Genomic DNA, 18,271 nt, shown 5'->3' with positions numbered 1-18,271 from the left:
GCAGCGGACTTGCGAGGGATTGGAATGCGTAGACGGATTTTGGCCTGGGTTCTGCTGGCAGGCAGCGCATGCGCGGCGGCACCGGCGTTCGGCCAGACATCAGGAGTCGAGGGCCGCGTCGGGAAGCTCGAAAGCGAGATGCGCGCGGTGCAGCGCAAGGTGTTCCCCGGCGGCGGCGGTCAGTATCTCGAACCCGAGATCAAACCGACCGCGCCCGAGGATAGCCCCGGCAGCCCGTCGGGCAGCCCGCTCTCGGATCTCACCGCGCGGGTCAACGCGCTCGAAAGCCAGTTGACCGGCATCACCGGCCAGATCGAGACCACCCAGCACCGCACGCAAGTGCTCGAGGATGCGTTCAACGCGTACAAGCGCAGCACCGACGCGCGCATCAAGGCGCTCGAGGATACCGCCGCATCGACCGGCGGCACCGGTTCGCCCGCGCCGATCATGGGCGATGCCGACACGCCCCCGCCGCGCGCCGGCGGCAAGCCCGGCGCGGGCGTCAAGCAGCCCGCGGCGCGCCCGGGCAAGACCGCAGACGCCGACGATGCCGCGCCCCCCTCGACCGATCCCGCCCGCCAGAAGCAGCTCGCCGCGATCGAGCGCCCGCAAAGCGGCGACGCCGCCGAGGACGCCTATCTCTATGGCTACCGGCTGTGGCAGGCGAAAATGTACCCGGAGGCCGAGGCGCAGTTCAAGCTCGTCACCGCCACCTACCCCAAGCACAAGCGCGCGAGCTACGCGCAGAACCTGCTCGGCCGCTCGTATCTCGAAGACGGCAAGCCGAGCCTCGCCAGCCTCGCCTTCTACGACAATTACAAGAAATGGCCCGATGGCGAGCGCGCCCCTGACAGCCTCTATTATCTCGGCCAGTCGCTGGTGCGGCTCGGCAAGCCGGCGGCGGATGGGTGCAAGGTCTATCGCGAGCTTGAGGACGTCTACGGCGCCAAATTGACCGACGCGATGAAGGCCGATGTCACCCGCGCCAAGGCGCAGTCGAAATGCGGATGATGTGACACCGCTCGAACCGGCGCTGATCGCGCGGTTCCAGGCGGATGTTACGCGCCTGTCCGAAACCGGGCGGCTGGCGCTGGCGGTGTCGGGCGGACCCGACAGCATGGCGATGCTCACGCTCGCGGCGGCGGCGTTTCCCGGACAGGTGGCGGCGGCCACGGTCGATCACGGTCTGCGCGCGGCAAGCGCCGACGAAGCGGCGATGGTCGCCGCCTATTGCGCGACGCTCGGCGTGCCACACGCAACGCTCGCGATCGCCGAACCCCGTCCCGCGACCGGCAACCTCCATGCGTGGGCGCGCAAGCATCGCTATGCGCTGCTGCTGCGTTGGGCGGCAGGCGCCGGGTGCGGCGCGCTGCTCACCGCGCACCATGCCGACGATCAGGCCGAAACCTTCCTGATGCGCGCGGCGCGCGGCTCGGGCGTCGCGGGCCTGGCCGGCATCCGCGCGCGACAGCCGCTCGATGCGGTGGCGATCTTGCGGCCCCTGCTCGGATGGCGAAACCGCGACCTGCGCGCCGTCGCGACGACGGCCGGCGCGCCGTTCGTCGATGATCCCAGCAACCGCGACCCGGCGTTCGAACGCGCCCGCGTCCGCGCGACGCTCGCCGCGATCGACTGGCTCGATCCGCTCCGGCTCGCCGCCGCCGCCGCGCACGCCGCCGAAGCCGAGGACGCGCTCGCTGCCATGACCCGGCTGTCATGGTCGCAGCGCGCGGTCGAGTCCCCCGGCGCGGTGGCGATCACCATCACCGATCTGCCGCGCGAAATCCGCCGCCGCCTCGCCGCCCGGGCGCTCCGCACGATCGATCCGGCCACCGCCACCGACAATATCGAGTCGCTGCTCGAGTCGCTCGAAGCCGGCGGACGCGCCACGCAAGGCAACGTCCTCGCCTCGGCGGCGGGAGAAATCTGGCGATTCCGCGCCGCCCCACCACGCCGATCACACTGATCGGCGTAAGTAATGGCGCTGTTCCATTGCCATTAACATCAGGCTGCTTATCTTGGACGTTCGAAAGGTAGCGTATCCATGAACGACAACGACAAGCGGCCCGGCCCCGACAATGGGGGCGGTAATCCCTGGATGAAGAGCCTGCTGATCTGGGTGGGCATCCTGGTCGCGCTTGCGATGTTCGTCATGTTGCTCGACACGCGCGATGTCGCGACCGGCAGCAATACGATCGCCTATTCGACGTTCCTCGACAAGGTCGAGGCGCATACCATCAAGGACGTCAACGTCGCGGGTGAGGTCATCACCGGCACGCAGACCGATGGCAGCAAGTTCCGCACCTATGCTATCCAGTCCGATCTGCAATTGACCGACCGGCTCCGTAAGGCCGGGGTCGAGATCAACGCCAAGCCCGATGAAGGCTCGCCGTTCTGGCAGATCATGCTGATGCAGTCGCTGCCGTTCCTGCTGTTCCTCGGTATCGCCTATTTCGTGCTGCGCCAGATGCAGAAGGGCTCCGGCTCGGGCGCGATGGGCTTCGGCAAATCCCGCGCCAAGATGCTGACCCAGCGCGACGGCAAGGTGACCTTCGACGACGTCGCCGGCATCGACGAGGCGCGCGAGGAATTGCAGGAGATCGTCGAATTCCTCAAGGACCCGACCAAGTTCGCCCGCCTCGGCGGCAAGATCCCCAAGGGCGCGTTGCTGGTCGGCTCGCCCGGCACCGGCAAGACTCTGCTCGCGCGCGCCATCGCGGGTGAGGCGGGCGTGCCGTTCTTCACCATCTCCGGCTCGGACTTCGTCGAGATGTTCGTCGGCGTCGGCGCGAGCCGTGTCCGCGACATGTTCGAACAGGCCAAGAAGTCGGCGCCGTGCATCGTCTTCATCGACGAGATCGACGCGGTCGGTCGCCATCGCGGCGCAGGTCTCGGCAACGGCAACGACGAGCGCGAACAGACGCTCAACCAGTTGCTCGTCGAGATGGACGGGTTCGAGGCCAACGAAGGCATCATCATCATCGCGGCGACCAACCGCCCCGACGTGCTCGATCCCGCGCTGCTGCGTCCGGGCCGGTTCGATCGTCAGGTGCAGGTGCCGCGCCCGGATATCGAGGGTCGAATCAAGATCCTTCAGGTCCATATGAAGAAGGTGCCGCTCGCGCTCGACGTCGATCCGCGCACCATCGCGCGCGGCACGCCGGGCTTCTCGGGTGCCGATCTCGCCAACCTCGTCAACGAGGCGGCGTTGCTCGCCGCGCGGCGCGGCAAGCGTCTCGTCGCCGCCGCCGAGTTCGACGATGCGCGCGACAAGGTGATGATGGGTGCCGAGCGCCGCTCGATGGTGATGACCGACGACGAGAAGCGGATGACCGCCTATCACGAAGCCGGCCACGCCCTCGTCTTCGCGCACGAGCCGACCGCCGATCCGATCCACAAGGCGACGATCATCCCGCGCGGCTTCGCTCTGGGCATGGTCCAGCCGCTGCCCGAGCGCGACACCTACAGCTACCACCGCGACAAGATGCACGCCGATATCGCCGTGGCGTTCGGTGGCCGCATCGCCGAGGAGCTGGTGTTCGGCTTCGACAAGGTCAGCTCGGGTGCCTCGAACGACATCATGCAGGCGACCCGGCTCGCCCGCGCGATGGTCACGAAGTGGGGCCTGTCCGACCGGCTCGGTCCGCTCGACTTCAGCGACAGCGAAGAGAGCTTCACCGGCTATTCGGCACCGCGCGGCGGCAAGGCGATGTCGGACGAAACCGCGCGGCTGATCGACAGCGAGGTCAAGCGCTTCGTCGAACAGGGGCTGGAGCGCGCGCGCCAGATCCTGACCGATCACCTCGATCAGTTGCACCTCATCGCCAATGCGCTGCTCGAACTCGAGACGCTCACCGGCGAGGACATCAAGCGCCTGATCGCTGGCGAAGAGCTCGATCGCCCCGACAGCAACGCCCCCACCGTGGTGCTGCCGAGCAACGGCACCTCGATCCCCAAGACCCGCCGCGGCAAAGGCCCCGGCCCGTTCGGCAACCCGCTGCCGGCATAACACCTTCTGCTACTGTTCCCCCGCGAAAGCGGGGGTCCAGAGCCGCAGGCGCCACGTTCGCGACTTTGGACTCCCGCTTCTGCGGGAGAACGGTCGGACGGCCGACCCTACAACCCGCGCGACAACCGCACCGCCCGCGCGATCCACGGCGGATCGATCACAAGCGTCTGCCCCGCGCGCGGTTCGAAAGGCAGCACCTGCAACCGCGCGCCATCTTCGCCATGGTCACACCCGATCAGCCGCCCGAACACGAACCGCCCCGCCGGTAGCGGCACCAGCACATCGCGGTTGAGCGCGCTCGCGAACGCCTCGGGTGCGAGCCGCTCGCACCAGATGTCATCCCCCGCCCGGTACTCGCCGGTCCCGGCCGCGACCGTCACCGCGATCAGCCCCGGCGCGGCGAGCGGCGCGATGACGCTCGCCGGCTTGCGCGGCGCGCGCGCGCCGCCCGCCTCCAGCACCGCCGCGACCGGGATGTCGGCGCGATCGGGCAAGCGCACCAGGTCCGCCGCCGTCACGCCAAGCGCCGCCGCGATCCGGTTGAGCCATGCGACCGAAACGGTGCGCGTGCCCGTCTCCAGCCTCCCGATCGTCTGCGCGGTGGTGGCAGGCGAACAGGCACGCGCGACATCGTCGAGCGTCATCCCCTTGGCGCGCCGGACTTCGCGAATGGCGGTAATCATGGTACGTTATGAACCAATCTGGTTCCCCCTGTCCTACAGCAGCTCGGCCGTGTCACCCGCGTCCTATTGTATTCCGGCGAGGATCTTCAATGCGTGACCTGACAGACCGGGCAATCGCCGCGACGGGCGCGTAACGACAGGGGTTCGCCGCCCGCCACCGCTATCGTGATAGACAACCTTGACTATGTTTGCGCCGGCTCGGTCACCACCAGCCGCCGATACGCCCAGCCAATCCCGATCAGCGCGAAGCCAAGCCCCATGAACGACAGGATGCGCAAAATGCCCTCCAGCGCGGCGGCATCAATCAGGAACACCTTCAGCGTCACCACCGTCAACAACGCCAGCCCGGCGACGCGCAGCTCGGCGGTGCGCGTGCGGATGCCGATCCCCAGCCACACGATCGCCAGCCCAAGCAGCGCCGCCGAATAGAGCCAGTTTTCGGTGCGATCGACCGGCCCGGTCAGGATCGTGCCGTGCGTCACCTGCCGCACCGTCGCCGCGACCGCGACCAGCACCGCCGCCAGCAAGGCGATCCGCCCGCGACGATCGTTCCGCCACGGCCACAGCCACAGCGCGATCAGCCCGGCATCGAGCGTTGCCAGATTGAACACCGGCACCGGCCCAACCGCCTGCGCCACGAACACCGGATCGAGGACCAGCAGATCGAACCACACGAACCGCGCCAGCCCAAGCACCAGTAACGCCTGCGACAGCACACGCTGCCGCACGCCGATCGCCCAGGCTGCGACGAGCAACGCCTGCGTGATCGCCACGCGCTCCGCCATTCCGAGCGACGCGAAACGCGCCGCATCGCCGATCGACAACGGCTGTTTGGCGAGAGCGTACAGCGTGACGACGCCAACCGCCGCCACCGCGACGATCGCACGCTGCCGCCACACGCCAGCGACCGGCCGCCGCCACGCCAGCGCGCCCGCGATCAGCGCGGCAGGCAACGCCAACGTGCGCAGGATCGCCGTGATCGGCGGCAGCAACAGGAACGGCAGACGCTCGCCCAGGATCGACCGGCCGGCAAGCCAGAGCAACTCGGCAATCGGATGCCATGCGAACGCCAGCGTAGAGATCCCCGCCGCCGCAGCCGCGCCTGGCAACGGCAGCCGCGCCGCGATGACGAGCGCCGTCGCCAGCGCCAGCCCGGCGGCATGCCAAGGCGCGGGCAACATCGCCGGCACCAGCGACAGCCCGATCGCCAAGGCAATCCAGCCGAGTATCACGCGACTCACCCGATCGATCAGCAGCCAGCCGGTCGCAGCGATCAGCGCGGCGGGCAACAGCCCGAGCGCGAGCAGGTCGGCAAGCGGCGCGGCAGGCGCGTCGGTGAAGACGCTCGCGACATATGCGCGCGTCCCGTCGCTGTTCAGCACGACCGCGAGGACGGTGGCGAACAAGGGTGTCACGGCAAGCTGCCCGAGCGCCGCGTCGCCCGCGCGCCGCGACCAGCCCGCCAGCGCGACGCCGATCGCAAGCCATACCGACCAGCGCCAAGGATCGGGCAGCACCTCAACCGCCGCGATGCCAGCGAGCAAAGCGGCAGCCGCCGCGCCGCCGACCAGACCCGGCGAGACCCGGAAGAGCGGGCTCGCCGACGCCCGCGCGCGCCAACTGATCGCGGCACATGCCAGCGCCAGCGCGAACAGCAGCGCCCCCCAGCCGGCGGGCGCCAGCAGCGCCGGATCGACAGCGACGCTCACCAGCGCCGGCCCGGCCGTGCCGCCAACCGCGATCACCGCCCAAATCGCGCCGCGCCGGAGCAAGGCGTGGCCTGGCAGCGCGAACAGCAAGGTGATCGCCACCGCCGCCCACGCCGCTACCATATGCACTGGCTGGAGCAACGCAGTGGCGAGCAGCATCAACACCAGCGCGAGCGCGGCGCCCGCGCCGGGGGCAAGCTTCGCATCACGCCAGCCGAGCCACAACGCCGCCGCGCTCAGCAACAGGTAGAGGCCCCAGGACAATGCCGAGAAATCGAGCGCAGGCGCCAGCACCAGCAACTGCACGAACCCGGCGATCAGCGGCACCAGCCGCAGCCACGGGCGCCGCGTCGCCGCGCCGGTGCTCGGCAGCGCCAGCGTCGCGCCGATCGCGAGCAGCAGCACGAACCCGCCGACCCCGGCGAGTCCGCCGCCTGGCATCATCACGATCAGCAGGTTCGCCCAGGCGAAGCCGCCGCCGCACGCCGCCAGCGCCAGCCACGCCCAGCCGCGCCGGATCGCCAGGCCGAACAGCGCCGCGATCAGCAGCGCGAGATACACCAGCAGCGGCCCGATTCCGCTCGCGGCGAAGCCAGCCAGCAGCGGCGCGGCAAAGCCGCCGATCAACGCCATGATCGCCGTCGGTGAACCATGCCGCAGCGCGAGGCCGAGTGCGGCGAGCGTCACCGCCACCATCAGCGCGAACGCCGAACCCGCGCCGATCAAATGGTACAAGGCGGCGCCGACATACAGCGTCGCATACAGGCTCGCGGTGCCCGCGCCCGCGAGCACCTGTCCAACACGCGGATCGTCGCGGACTGCGGGCAGGCGGCGCACGATCTCGCTGCCGGCGATCAGCAGCAGCCCGAACAGCCCGGCGAGCAGCGTGCGCGCCGCCGGCCCGAGCAACCCGCTTTCGATCGAGTAGCGCACGAGGAAGAACGCCGACAGCACCAGCGCGGCACCGCCGATCCAGATCGGCAACTTGCCGCCCACAAGGCCCTCGAAGCTGATCCGCACGGGCTCGCGGGCAGGTGCGGACGCGGGCTCCGGTGAGGGAGGAGAAAACGGTGCCGGCTCGGGCGCCGCGATCGTCTCGGCTGTCGGGGCCTCGAACGTGGCCTCGGGCAAGCGCACGCGGGCAGGCGACCTTTCCGCCGGGCGTTCGACCACCGCAACCGGTTCGTATGTCGTCGCCTCGCGAGGCACCCCACCGAGTTGCAGGTCGCGGATCTGTGCCTCCAGCGCACGCATGCGAGCAAGCAGGTTACGGACCACCAAACCCAGCGCGACGACCGCGATCAGCAACACTCCGGTCATCGTCACTCCAGCCCGCTCGCAGCGGGCATAGCACGCCTGACGCACGACACGAACTTTCACAGGCAGTATCGGCGCGCGTCGCCTTGCGCTATGCGGCGCCCATGCAGATCGACTTCGTCAAATGCCATGGTTCGGGCAACGACTTTCCGCTGATTGATGCGCGCAACACTGTAGCCGCCGAGGGTGATTGGCCGGCCATCGCGCGCGCGCTTGCCGATCGTGCGGGGCCGGTCGGCGGCGACGGGCTGCTGTTGCTGACGGCTGGTGACGCTGAACACGCTTTCGGTATGCGGATGTTCAACAGCGACGGCAGCGAGGCCGAGACGTGTCTCAACGGCCTGCGCTGCGTCGCGCGCGCGGGGTTCGAGCGGCTTGGCCTGAACGCGGCGAATGTGCGGCTCAAGACATCGGAAGCGACGGCGGCGCGCGACCCCGATCTCGCGCCCGGCGTGGTGACGATCCGCGAGACGGCCGGTCCGGCGACGCGCGACGTGACGACCTGGCCGCTTCACGGCGCCGTCGCGGAGATCGTCGAAGCGCCGATCGCGATGCTCGGTAGCGACCGCGCCTTCACCGCCATCGCGATTCCCAATCCACACCTGATTGCTTTCGTCGAAACGGTCGATGAGGCCGAACTGGTCGCCATCGGCGCCGTTTGCGAAGCCGCGCCCGGCTGGTTGCCCAACCGCGCCAATGTCAGTTTCGTCGAGGTGCGCGAGACCGGCCTGTTCGTGCGCACCTTCGAGCGCGGCGTCGGCCTGACCAACAGTTGCGGCAGTGCGATGGCCGCCTCGACCTATGCCGCGTGTCTGACCGGCCGCGTCGCGTTCGGACGCGAAATCGCGGTGTTCAACCGTGGCGGGCTGGTCCGCGCGCAAGCTGAAACCGATGGCATGGTGCGGCTGTCGGGCAACGCCACGGTCGAATGGGCGGGCACGATCGCGGTCGATCCCGCAACCGCGCGCGCGCGCGATCTCGTAGTGACCGAGCGCTTCGACGCGGAGCGACTTGCTTGGTCGAAGGCTGTCGAAACACTCTGCGACGCGGCCGGCTAACCTCCGGTTCAGCCAGAGCGTGCAACCAAGCGCCTCTCATGTCGTTACGACTGCACAATGAAAGGACGGAAGCCATGAATCCGATTTCTCGTTTCGCCGCCATCGCGGTGACCGCGTCGCTCGCGCTCGCCGCGCCTGCCATCGCGCAGACCCGCGCCGACGATGCCCGCTTCGAGGCTGCGCAGCAGCGTTTCGACAATGAGCTCAACATCTTCCGTCAGGAGTTCGACCGGTATCAGGCGGCGCGCGCACGCGGTTACAGCAACCAGGGCTATTACAATGGCCCGCGCAACGCCCCGCCGCCGCCCTATGTGCAGCCTTATTCCGACGACCGGGATGAGGGCGACTATGATCCGGCGCGCTATTACCGTGACGGACCTACCTACCAAGAGCGCGTGCTGAGCACCAACGACCGCGTCTATCGCGGCAATGACGGCCGCTATTATTGCAAGCGCAACGACGGCACGACCGGCCTCATCATCGGTGCGGCTGGCGGTGGTATTCTCGGCAACGTGATCGACGGCGGCCACTCGCGCATCGTCGGCACGCTGCTCGGCGGCGCGGTCGGTGCGCTCGCGGGCAAGGCGATCGACCAGAACAACAGCCAGGTCCGTTGCCGCTGATGGCCGATTCCGCGCGCGTCGCCGCGATCGAGCTTGGTGGGACCAAGTGCATCGCGGCGATAGCGCGCGGGCGGGACATCCTCAGCCGCGAGCGCTGGCCGACGCGTCCGCCCGCCGAGACGCTGCCAACCATCCTCGACTGGATCGCGGAGGCTGCGGCGGGCGAGCCGCTCGCAGCGATCGGCATTGGCGGGTTCGGGCCGCTGGTGGTCGATCCCGCGGATAGCAACTACGGGAAAATCGGCTCGACGCCCAAGCCGCACTGGTCGGGCTTTGACCTGCGCGGCGCGGTGGCGGCGCGCTTCGCCGTACCGATCGGGTTCGACACCGATGTTGCCGGCGCTGCGCTCGCGGAAGGGCGCTGGGGCGCGGCGCGGGGCTGCGGCACGCACGTGTATGTGACGATCGGCACCGGGGTCGGCGCGGGGATCGTCGTCGATGGCAAGCCGCTCCACGGTGCCTCGCATCCCGAAGTCGGTCATATCCGCGTGCGGCGTGACCCTGCCGACACTTTCGCTGGCGCCTGTCCCTTTCACGGCGATTGCCTGGAAGGGCTTGTATCCGGCCCTGCGATTGCGAAACGCGCAGGCAAGCCTGCCGAGCAGCTCGCACCCGACGATCCCTTGTGGGACCGGGTCGCCGACGAAATCGCCGAGTTGGTCATGACCATTATGCTCACCGTGCCACCGCAGCGGATCGTCATCGGCGGCGGCGTCGGGTCGAACGAGCGCTTGCTGCCGCGCATCCGATCGACCGCGACGGCGCGGCTGGCGGGCTATGGCCCGGGCAGCGACGCCGCCGCGATCGAGCGCTTGATCGTATCACCCGGGCTGGGCGACGATGCCGGCCCGCTCGGCGCGGTCGCGCTTGCTCTGGCTGCGGCGGAATAGACGAAGCGGTCAGTGCTGCCGGAACACCGGCGCGCGCAGTTCGACGTCGCTCACCACCGGGCCGGGCTGGCTGTGATCGACCTTGTACAGCACGCTGGACCCGTCACGCCAAATCTCGACCAATCCGGTGGCGAGGCGGGGGTCGTAGGCGGGTGGTTGGATCAGCCACACATAATCGAACGCATCGCGCGGGAAACGCGCCAGCGAAGTCGAAATCGGCCGCCACCATTCGCGCGGGCATTGCACCGCCGTCACGATCTCGGACGGATCGTGCGCGTAGCGCTTCGCCTTGGCATATTGCGTGGTGAGCAATTGCGCGCCCGCCATCGACCATTGATCGTTCGAATAGGCCATCTTGCGTTCGAGCGCGATCGCGGGAAGGTGCTCGAGCCGCGAGGCGGTCCAGTCGCCATAACATTTCTCGCCGACGAACGACACCAGCCGAGCGCCCACGGGCACATGATCGAGCGCCTTCAGCTCGCGCTCATACGTTTGCGCGTAGATCCAGAAGCTCGCCGTGGTCGCCGCGATCCGCACGAGGAAAAAGGCCAAGCCGAGCGTCGCCAGCACCCACGTCCCGAGCACGGACAGTTCGGTCTTGGGCCGGATCGCGATCACCGCCATCGCCAGCATGAACGGCACCAGCCGCATGTCGGCATAAGCCGAGCCGAACACGATGCGCGGCAGCAGGATATAGACGAGCAGCAGGAAGGCCGCCGACAGGCCGAGGTTGCGCGAATATTGGATGCTCGGGTCGCGCACCGCGCGGACCAGGATCATCAGCACCACCGCGACGCTGGCGATGTCGAGCAGCTCCCACCGATCGCGGAACACCATCACCATCCAGCCGATCTTGGCGCGCCAGTTGAACCAGTCGGTGGTCTGCCCGCCGACATGATCGCCGCTGCGCCAGAAGATCATCAGCGCCATCGGCAGCGCCAAGGGCACACAGGCCAGCCCGGCACGGACCAACGCCTTGTACCAGCGGTGCCCGGCATCATGCTGGCGGACCAGCTCGGCCGAAAAGGCGAGCACGCCGAGCGTGCCCCAGCCGAAGGTGTGGCACACCCACAGCAGGCATGAGATCGGCACGAAGATCGCCGCACGCAACCGCACATGCCCGAGCCGCGCCATCCTGAGCCACAAAGCGAACAGGTTGAGCGCGATCACCATCGACAGCTCGAAATTGACGAAGCCGAAGTGGAATGGGTAGCTGTAGGCGAGCGGCAGCGCGAACAAAGCGGTGGCGGGGATGCGACCATGCACCTCGCGCGCGATCCACAACAGCCCCGAAACCATCAGCGCGGGGATCGCCATCACGATCAGCTTCACGCCCAGTTCCAGCCCGAACAGCTTGGCCATCGGGATGATGAGCAGATCGATGCCGAGGTTCCCGATCAGCGACCAGTTGAAATCATACCATTCCTTGAGGAACGGGTGATCGGCGATGGCGATCTGCACGCGGAAGCGGCCCATATGACCGGGCAGATCGACCAGCGGCGGAATCTCGGGGCGCAGCAACGGGATGATCGCGATCAACGTCGCGGCGATCACGAACAGACGTGTCTGCCACCAACGCGGCGCTTGCTGGGGTTCGATCATCCGCGCGCTTCTAACGGGCCGCAGGTGGGTGCGACAAGCCGCGTTGGGAATCGCCGACCGGGAAATCGCGCATCGCTCCAGGCGAGGGGCGCGCCGGGGTGTCCGCTCCCGTCCGCGCTTTCGATCGCGAAGCTGGCGGCACCCGCAATGGTGCGCACTGCGAGGAAGGCGAGCGCCGCCCAGGCCACCTCACCACGGCGGTGCAGCTTCACGCGCGCATTGCAGCGGATCGAGAGCAAGGCGAGGATGATCGCATAGGGCGCGACCGTCATATCCGCCCCGGCGGGCATCGCGACGAACAGCACCAGCAGGCTGATCGCCGCGGCGACAAGCATCGGCGCATGGACGAAGCGGCGGTCGCGGTAGCTTTTGTAGATCACCAGCGCCACGACGACCATGCAGCCGGCATCGAACAGCGGCCATCGGTCGCGGAGCGCCATCGTCAGCCAGCCCGGCTTGAGCGCGAGGCCCGGCAGCCAATCGTCGGCACCACCCGGACGCCACACCAAAAGCATCAGTGCGGGCGGAGCGAGCGGCAGGCAGGCGAGCGCGGCGCGCCATCCGCATTCCGCCCAGCCGCGTCGCATACCGTCCTGCTCGACGGCGCGTTCACGAGCGAGTTCGGCGGCGAAGATCATCGTGCCGAGCGACAGCCAGCCCAGCACATGCGTAGCGCAGATCAACGCCGACAGCACGACGAACATCGCCGCCCGCACTCGCGGCCGCCCTGCCAGCCGCAGCCACGCAGCGAAGGCGCCAAGCGCGAGCGCCGTCGCCAGCGTGGCGTTGAGGAAGCCGTGCAGGAAGGCGGCAGTATAGGCGAAGGGCAGCGCGAAATAGGCGCTCGGCTGCACACGGCCATGCGCGGTACGCGACAGCCACAGCATCGCCGCAGCCGCCAGCACGGGAAGCGCGATGACGATCGCCTTTACCGCCGGCTCGAGTCCCAGCACCGGTGCCAACGCGACAACAAGCAGGTCGATGGCCGTCCGCCACTGGAAGAGCGTCGGCGCATCGTTGCCGAGCATCGTCCGGTAACGCGCCATGTGAGCCGGCACGTCCGCAAGCGGTGGAATCGACGGCCACACCAGCGGCGCCGCGACGAGCAGCAGCGCCAGCGCCATGCACCACCGCGTTTCCCACCACGGACGCTGCGGGATACGCGCCGCGGCGCTCGTTGTCGGGATTCGCGTGTTCAATGCAGAGCCACTCTGGCGAACCGCGAACCCTGGGGCCGCGTCAGCGGTCGCGGCGACCGAGCAGGCGCAGCCGCAATGCGTTGAGCTTGATGAAGCCCGCGGCGTCGCGCTGGTCATAGGCGCCCTGATCGTCCTCGAAGGTCACGACCTTTTCCGAGTAGAGCGAATAGGGCGACTTGCGGCCGGTTACCGACACATTGCCCTTGTACAGCTTGAGCCGGACCGTGCCCGTCACCTTGGTCTGGCTATGGTCGATCGCGGCCTGGAGCATCTCGCGCTCGGGCGAGAACCACAGGCCGTTATACACCAGTTCGGCATAGCGCGGCGCGAGTTCGTCCTTGAGATGCGCAGCACCGCGATCGAGCGTGAGCTGCTCGATGCCGCGATGCGCGAGGTGGTAGATCGTACCGCCCGGCGTCTCGTACATCCCACGCGACTTCATGCCGACGAAGCGGTTCTCGACCAGATCGAGCCGGCCGATGCCGTGCTTGCGGCCATATTCGTTGAGCGTCTCGAGCAAGGTCGCCGGCGACATGCCCACGCCGTTGATCGCGACGCCGTCGCCACCCTCGAAATCGATCGTGATGACTTCGGGCGTGTTCGGCGCGTCCTCGGGGTTGACGGTGCGCGAATAGACATAGTCGGGCACTTCCTGCCAAGGGTCTTCGAGCACTTTGCCCTCGGACGAGGTGTGCAGCATGTTGGCATCAGTCGAGAACGGCGACTCGCCGCGCTTGTCCTTCGAGACGGCAATCTGGTGCTGCTCGGCAAACTCGATCAGCCGGGTGCGGCTGGTGAGATCCCACTCGCGCCACGGCGCGATCACCTTGATGTCGGGCGCGAGCGCGTAATAGCCGAGTTCGAAGCGGACCTGGTCGTTGCCCTTGCCGGTCGCACCGTGGCTGACCGCGTCGGCGCCGACCATTTTGGCGATCTCGATCTGGCGCTTGGCGATCAGCGGCCGCGCGATCGAGGTGCCGAGCAGATACAGCCCCTCGTACAGCGCGTTGGCGCGCATCATCGGGAAGACGTAATCTCGCACGAACTCCTCGCGCAGATCGTCGATGAAGATATGCTCTGGCTTCACGCCCGCAAGCTCGGCCTTCTTGCGCGCCGGCTCGAGCTCTTCGCCCTGGCCGAGATCGGCGGTGAAGGTGACGACTTCGCAGTTATAGGTCTGCTGGAGCCACTTCAAAATCACCGAGGTGTCGAGACCACCCGAATAGGCAAGGACGACTCGGTTGATCTGATCGGACATGCGCGGCTCCGGCGATTGAAGAAACGCCTGCGCCTCTAGGCGGCGCTTGCCCGGTTCGCAACCGTGATGCGCGCGGCAAGCGCGGGAAGGAACGCCCCGAGTGCCGCCGCGCGATATCCGTAACCGGCGATCAACGCCAACCACAACCCGGTCGCGCCGAACGGACGCAGCAGCAGATCGGTTGCGATATAGGCTGCGGTCGACAGAATCGCGGCGTTGCGGAGCGCACGGCCTTCGGTCGCGCCGATGAACACGCCGTCGAGCAGCCACGCCGGCACGCCGATCAACGGCACGAGGGCGACGAGCGGCACCAGCGCATAAGCGGCGTGGCGGACGTCGGCGCTCGCCACCAGCGCATCGACCATCGCGCCGCCGCCGACTGCGACGACAAGTGCGAACACCGCCGCCGCGGCGAGGCAGAACTCCCCGGTCAGCCGCATCGCGCGCCAGAACCGTTCGCGCGATCCCGCCCCGATCGCCTGGCCGATCCGCGATTCGGCGGTGAAGCAGAAGCCATCGAGCACGAACGCCGAAATCGACACGAACTGCATCAGCACCTGATTCGCGGCGAGCTGGGTCGCGCCCAGCCGGGCGCCGGCATTGGCGAACCACGTGAACATCACCAGCAAGGCGACCGTTCGGATCATGATGTCGGCGTTGACCGCGATCAGCCGCCGCATAACGGTCGCGCCGAACAGACCGGCGCGCCACAGCCCCGCACGACCCTTCGCCCCAAGCTGCCGCGCGACGATCGCGATGCCGCTGACGAACGCGATCCAGTCCGCCGCCGCCGTCCCCAACCCGACGCCACGCACGCCCCAGTGGAAATGCCAGACGAACAGCACATCGAGCGCGATGTTGGCGAGGTTGGCGACGATCTGGATCGCCAGCGCCTCACGCGTCCGCCCCAGCCCGAGCAACCAGCCGTTGATCGCGTAGACGCCGAGCAACGCGGGGGCGCTGAGGAAGCGCGCCGAAACGAATGCGCGCGCCGCCCGGTCGATATCCGCGCCGCCGGCGAGGATCGCGAACGCCGCGGGGATCAGCACCACCTGCAACGCGAGCAGCGCCACGCCGAAGCCAAGCCCCATCGCCACCCCGCGCGCGAGCAAGGCCGCGACCTCGCCGTCATCACCCGCGCCGTGCGCCTGCGCAGTCAGCCCGGTGACGCCCATGCGCAGGAAGCCGAAGCTCCAGAAGACGAAGTTGATGACGGTCGCGCCGAGCGCCACCCCCGCCAGCGCCACCGTGTCGCCGGTGCGGCCGATCACCGCGGTATCGACCAACCCGACCAGCGGGATCGTCGCCTGGCCGAGCATGATCGGCCAGGCCTGCGCGAAGATCGCGCGGCGGGTGAGCGGAGCATCCATGTGCGCTAGATTTCCTGTCCGTCCGGCCCGAACGGCTGGGTTGCCTATTTCTTCGACGTATCCCCGCCGCGCCACGCGCGTTCGAACGGCAGCCGCCATGCGTGCGGCGCGATCAACTGATGGATCGACTTCGGTCCCCACGAACCCGGCTCGTAAAGCCGAACCGGCGGCGGGGATTCGAGCAAGGGCGTCGAAACCTGCCACAGACGTTCGATCCCCTCGGCGGTGGTGAACAAGGTGCGGTCGCCACGCATCGCGTCGAGGATCAGCCGCTCATACGCTTCGAGCACCTCATCGATTCGTCCGGTTTCCTGCAACGCAAATTGCATCGAAAGCTTGTCGAGCCGCATGCCCGGCCCCGGCCGCTTGCCATAGAAGGACAAAGACACGCGCGAAGCGTCGGCGAGGTCGAAGGTGAGATGATCCGGCCCCTGCGAACCAACGCCAGATCCGGCCGGGAACATGCTCTTGGGCGGCTCGCGGAACGCGATCGAGATGATGCGCTGCCCTTCGGCCAGCTTCTTGCCGGTGCGCAGGAAGAACGGCACGCCCGCCCAGCGCCAGTTGTCGATCTGGCACTTGAGCGCGATGAAGGTCTCGGTATCCGATTCGGGATCGACGCCCTCTTCCTGCCGGTAGCCGGTATATTGCCCGCGCACGACGTTCTGCGGATCGAGCGGCAGCATCGAACGAAAGACCTTGTTCTTCTCCTCGCTGATCGGGCCGGGTTCGAGCGCGGTGGGCGGCTCCATCGCCATGAAGGCGAGGATCTGGAACAGATGCGTCACCACCATGTCGCGGAACGCGCCGGTGCTTTCATAGAAGCCGATCCGCTTGCCGAGACCCAATGTTTCGGGAACGTCGATCTGCACGTGATCGATGAAGTTGCGGTTCCAGATCGGCTCGAACAGCCCGTTGGCGAAGCGAAAGGCGAGGATATTCTGCGCGGGTTCCTTGCCGAGAAAGTGATCGATGCGGAAAATCTGCTCCTCGGCGAAAATCTCGTGGAGTTTGGCGTTGAGATCGACCGCGCTGGCGAGATCGGTGCCGAACGGCTTCTCCATCACGACGCGCGAATTCTCGACCAGCCCGGCGGCGCCGAGCATCCGTGCGCTCGACAAGGCCGCGTTCGGCGGAACGCTCAGGTAGTGGAGCCGCCGGCTCTCCGCCCCGAGGCTCTGCTCGGCGGCGAGTACCACCTCACGCAGTTTCTCGGGGCCGGCGGCGATCGGTAGATAGTCGAGTAGCGCGGCGAACTTGGTCCACTCCGCATCATCGATCGGCCGGGTACGGAACTCATCGAGCGCGGCGCGCGTGAAGGCGCGGAACGCGTCGGCATCCATCTCGTCGAGCGACATGCCGATGATCCGGCAATCGGGAATGAACCCTTCGCTGACGAGGTGGAACAGCCCCGGCAGCAGCTTGCGGCGCGACAGATCGCCGGTCGCGCCGATCAGCACCACCACTTGCGGATATTTCGGGCCGACCGAAAGTGAAGCCTTCGACATTCGTATCCCCGTCTCGCCGCGCGCCATCAATGGAAACCCCCAACGCACCCTCGCCCGATCGGATGCATGTCGCATCTCCAACAGCCCTTGGAGCGTATAGCTTGCGGCAGATCAATCGGGATTCGGGCCGTTCGGAAACTCCGCCGCCAGGAAATCCAGGACGATACGGACCCGCGCGGGCATCCGCATGCGCGCATATCGATGCGTCACCGACAGCATCAGCGGCGCGATTCCGTATTCGGGCAGGACCGGACGCAGCACGCCGCGCGCGATATCACCGCTCACCTGGATTTGCGGCAACAGGCCGATGCCGAGTCCGCTCGCCACGGCGCGGTACACGGCCTCGCTGCTGTTGGCGCGAAACGGGCCGCGCACGCGCCATTGCTGGCCGGCGATGTCCCACGTCGCGCGCGCCGGCCCGTACCCATAAGCGATACAGGCGTGCGCGAGCAGATCGGCGGGCGTGGCCGGCGCCCCATGCGCGACGAGATAGGCGGGCGCCGCAACCAGCACGCGCGCGATTTTCCCGAGTGTGCTGGCGTGCGAAGCCTCGGGCGCGGGATCACCAACCCGCAATGCAAGATCGAGCCCAGCTTCATCGAGCGTATCCTGCCAGTCGGCGATCGCGAACTCGATCCGCAGATCCGGGTGGCGCGCGTGCAGCGCGACGATCCGCTCCGCATAATGCAGGCCGAGCGCGGTCGTGACGCCGACCCGCACCACCCCGCGCGCCCGCGCCGCGCCGCCGAGATCGGCCTCGGCATGGTCGATCTCCTCGATCACGGCACGGGCATGGTCGAGCAGCCGTTCGCCTTCGCGCGTCAACGCCAGCCGTCGGGTCGTGCGCAGCAGCAGCCGCGTACCGAAATGCGCTTCGAGTTGATCGATGCGGCGGGCAATCGTGGTATGACTGGCGTGGCTCTGCGCGGCGACGGTCGAGAAGTTCAATCGCTCGGCGACACGAACGAAGGTTCGCAGGTTCTGAACGAGATCGGACATTCGCACGCATTTCGCACAAGTGATGCGCCAATAATATCCATTGTGT

Annotated in this window: 14 protein-coding genes; 6 read left to right on the top strand and 8 right to left on the bottom strand. The window is 67.8% G+C overall.

Features of this window, described 5'->3' with window-relative positions:
- The first annotated feature begins 24 nt into the window (after positions 1-24).
- The 3 genes from J0A91_RS05530 to ftsH all read left to right on the top strand — a co-directional run bounded on the left by J0A91_RS05530 (position 25) and on the right by ftsH (position 4,009).
- Positions 25-1,011: a tetratricopeptide repeat protein gene (locus J0A91_RS05530; protein WP_069204070.1), complete on the top strand. Its 987-nt coding sequence runs from the start codon at positions 25-27 to the stop codon at positions 1,009-1,011.
- Complete coding sequence (gene tilS, locus J0A91_RS05525) at positions 974-1,966, top strand: tRNA lysidine(34) synthetase TilS (protein ID WP_083224520.1); 993 nt, start codon at positions 974-976, stop codon at positions 1,964-1,966. Before J0A91_RS05530 ends, tilS begins: the two co-directional genes overlap by 38 nt.
- Before the next feature lie 78 nt (positions 1,967-2,044).
- Positions 2,045-4,009, top strand: coding sequence for an ATP-dependent zinc metalloprotease FtsH (ftsH, locus tag J0A91_RS05520; protein ID WP_069204068.1), 1,965 nt, complete (start codon positions 2,045-2,047; stop codon positions 4,007-4,009).
- 107 nt (positions 4,010-4,116) lie between these two features.
- On the opposite strand, the gene J0A91_RS05515 is transcribed toward ftsH, so the two are convergent.
- Both J0A91_RS05515 and J0A91_RS05510 read right to left on the bottom strand, forming a co-directional pair.
- Positions 4,117-4,692, bottom strand: coding sequence for a helix-turn-helix domain-containing protein (locus tag J0A91_RS05515; protein WP_069204067.1), 576 nt, complete (start codon positions 4,690-4,692; stop codon positions 4,117-4,119).
- A 182-nt stretch (positions 4,693-4,874) separates the two neighbouring features.
- The gene (locus J0A91_RS05510; protein WP_069204066.1) at positions 4,875-7,721 is read right to left on the bottom strand and encodes a DUF2339 domain-containing protein; all 2,847 of its coding nucleotides are present in this window, start codon (positions 7,719-7,721) and stop codon (positions 4,875-4,877) included.
- A 101-nt stretch (positions 7,722-7,822) separates the two neighbouring features.
- On the opposite strand from J0A91_RS05510, the gene dapF reads away from it, so the two are divergent.
- The 3 genes from dapF (at position 7,823) to J0A91_RS05495 (ending at position 10,289) form a co-directional block, all read left to right on the top strand.
- The gene (gene dapF / locus J0A91_RS05505; RefSeq protein WP_069207068.1) at positions 7,823-8,776 is read left to right on the top strand and encodes a diaminopimelate epimerase; all 954 of its coding nucleotides are present in this window, start codon (positions 7,823-7,825) and stop codon (positions 8,774-8,776) included.
- Between the two features lie 74 nt (positions 8,777-8,850).
- Complete coding sequence (locus J0A91_RS05500; protein ID WP_069204065.1) at positions 8,851-9,399, top strand: glycine zipper 2TM domain-containing protein; 549 nt, start codon at positions 8,851-8,853, stop codon at positions 9,397-9,399.
- Positions 9,399-10,289 carry an ROK family protein gene (locus tag J0A91_RS05495; RefSeq protein WP_069204064.1) on the top strand — a complete coding sequence of 297 codons (891 nt, stop codon included), beginning with the start codon at positions 9,399-9,401 and terminating at the stop codon, positions 10,287-10,289. The genes J0A91_RS05500 and J0A91_RS05495 overlap by 1 nt, the downstream gene beginning before the upstream one ends.
- Before the next feature lie 9 nt (positions 10,290-10,298).
- Here J0A91_RS05495 and J0A91_RS05490 read toward each other — a convergent pair whose 3' ends face one another.
- The 6 genes from J0A91_RS05490 to J0A91_RS05465 form a co-directional block, all read right to left on the bottom strand.
- A complete protein-coding gene (locus J0A91_RS05490; RefSeq protein WP_206364993.1) occupies positions 10,299-11,891 on the bottom strand; it encodes a hypothetical protein in 1,593 nt (530 codons plus the stop codon).
- Positions 11,888-13,015 (bottom strand): glycosyltransferase family protein, encoded by a 1,128-nt coding sequence (locus J0A91_RS05485; protein ID WP_069204063.1) that lies wholly within the window; start codon positions 13,013-13,015, stop codon positions 11,888-11,890. The genes J0A91_RS05490 and J0A91_RS05485 overlap by 4 nt, the downstream gene beginning before the upstream one ends.
- A 115-nt stretch (positions 13,016-13,130) precedes the next feature.
- On the bottom strand, positions 13,131-14,348 hold the full coding sequence (locus J0A91_RS05480) for an argininosuccinate synthase (RefSeq protein ID WP_069204062.1): 1,218 nt from the start codon (positions 14,346-14,348) through the stop codon (positions 13,131-13,133).
- A 35-nt stretch (positions 14,349-14,383) separates the two neighbouring features.
- Positions 14,384-15,718, bottom strand: a complete 1,335-nt coding sequence (locus J0A91_RS05475; RefSeq protein WP_069204061.1) for an MATE family efflux transporter — start codon at positions 15,716-15,718, stop codon at positions 14,384-14,386.
- A 44-nt stretch (positions 15,719-15,762) separates the two neighbouring features.
- Positions 15,763-17,226 carry a glucose-6-phosphate dehydrogenase gene (gene zwf, locus J0A91_RS05470; RefSeq protein WP_069204060.1) on the bottom strand — a complete coding sequence of 488 codons (1,464 nt, stop codon included), beginning with the start codon at positions 17,224-17,226 and terminating at the stop codon, positions 15,763-15,765.
- A 111-nt stretch (positions 17,227-17,337) separates the two neighbouring features.
- Complete coding sequence (locus J0A91_RS05465) at positions 17,338-18,225, bottom strand: LysR family transcriptional regulator (protein WP_069204059.1); 888 nt, start codon at positions 18,223-18,225, stop codon at positions 17,338-17,340.
- Positions 18,226-18,271 lie beyond the last annotated feature (46 nt).

It is taken from the genome of Sphingomonas panacis (assembly GCF_001717955.1).
In the GTDB taxonomy this organism is placed as follows: domain Bacteria; phylum Pseudomonadota; class Alphaproteobacteria; order Sphingomonadales; family Sphingomonadaceae; genus Sphingomonas; species Sphingomonas panacis.
Note: the sequence above shows the minus strand (reverse complement) of the source record. Positions and strands in the feature narration are given on the sequence as shown.

Excerpts from the sequence above, each read along its gene's own strand:
- J0A91_RS05510 (WP_069204066.1), bottom strand. The coding sequence starts at position 7,721 with ATGACCGGAGTGTTGCTGATCGCGGTCGTCGCGCTGGGTTTGGTGGTC.
- J0A91_RS05500 (WP_069204065.1), top strand. The coding sequence starts at position 8,851 with ATGAATCCGATTTCTCGTTTCGCCGCCATCGCGGTGACCGCGTCGCTC.
- J0A91_RS05475 (WP_069204061.1), bottom strand. The coding sequence starts at position 15,718 with ATGGATGCTCCGCTCACCCGCCGCGCGATCTTCGCGCAGGCCTGGCCG.
- tilS (WP_083224520.1), top strand. The coding sequence starts at position 974 with ATGTCACCCGCGCCAAGGCGCAGTCGAAATGCGGATGATGTGACACCG.
- J0A91_RS05530 (WP_069204070.1), top strand. The coding sequence starts at position 25 with ATGCGTAGACGGATTTTGGCCTGGGTTCTGCTGGCAGGCAGCGCATGC.
- J0A91_RS05515 (WP_069204067.1), bottom strand. The coding sequence starts at position 4,692 with ATGATTACCGCCATTCGCGAAGTCCGGCGCGCCAAGGGGATGACGCTC.
- dapF (WP_069207068.1), top strand. The coding sequence starts at position 7,823 with ATGCAGATCGACTTCGTCAAATGCCATGGTTCGGGCAACGACTTTCCG.
- ftsH (WP_069204068.1), top strand. The coding sequence starts at position 2,045 with ATGAACGACAACGACAAGCGGCCCGGCCCCGACAATGGGGGCGGTAAT.
- J0A91_RS05495 (WP_069204064.1), top strand. The coding sequence starts at position 9,399 with ATGGCCGATTCCGCGCGCGTCGCCGCGATCGAGCTTGGTGGGACCAAG.
- J0A91_RS05485 (WP_069204063.1), bottom strand. The coding sequence starts at position 13,015 with ATGGCGCTGGCGCTGCTGCTCGTCGCGGCGCCGCTGGTGTGGCCGTCG.
- J0A91_RS05490 (WP_206364993.1), bottom strand. The coding sequence starts at position 11,891 with ATGATCGAACCCCAGCAAGCGCCGCGTTGGTGGCAGACACGTCTGTTC.
- J0A91_RS05480 (WP_069204062.1), bottom strand. The coding sequence starts at position 14,348 with ATGTCCGATCAGATCAACCGAGTCGTCCTTGCCTATTCGGGTGGTCTC.
- zwf (WP_069204060.1), bottom strand. The coding sequence starts at position 17,226 with ATGTCGAAGGCTTCACTTTCGGTCGGCCCGAAATATCCGCAAGTGGTG.
- J0A91_RS05465 (WP_069204059.1), bottom strand. The coding sequence starts at position 18,225 with ATGTCCGATCTCGTTCAGAACCTGCGAACCTTCGTTCGTGTCGCCGAG.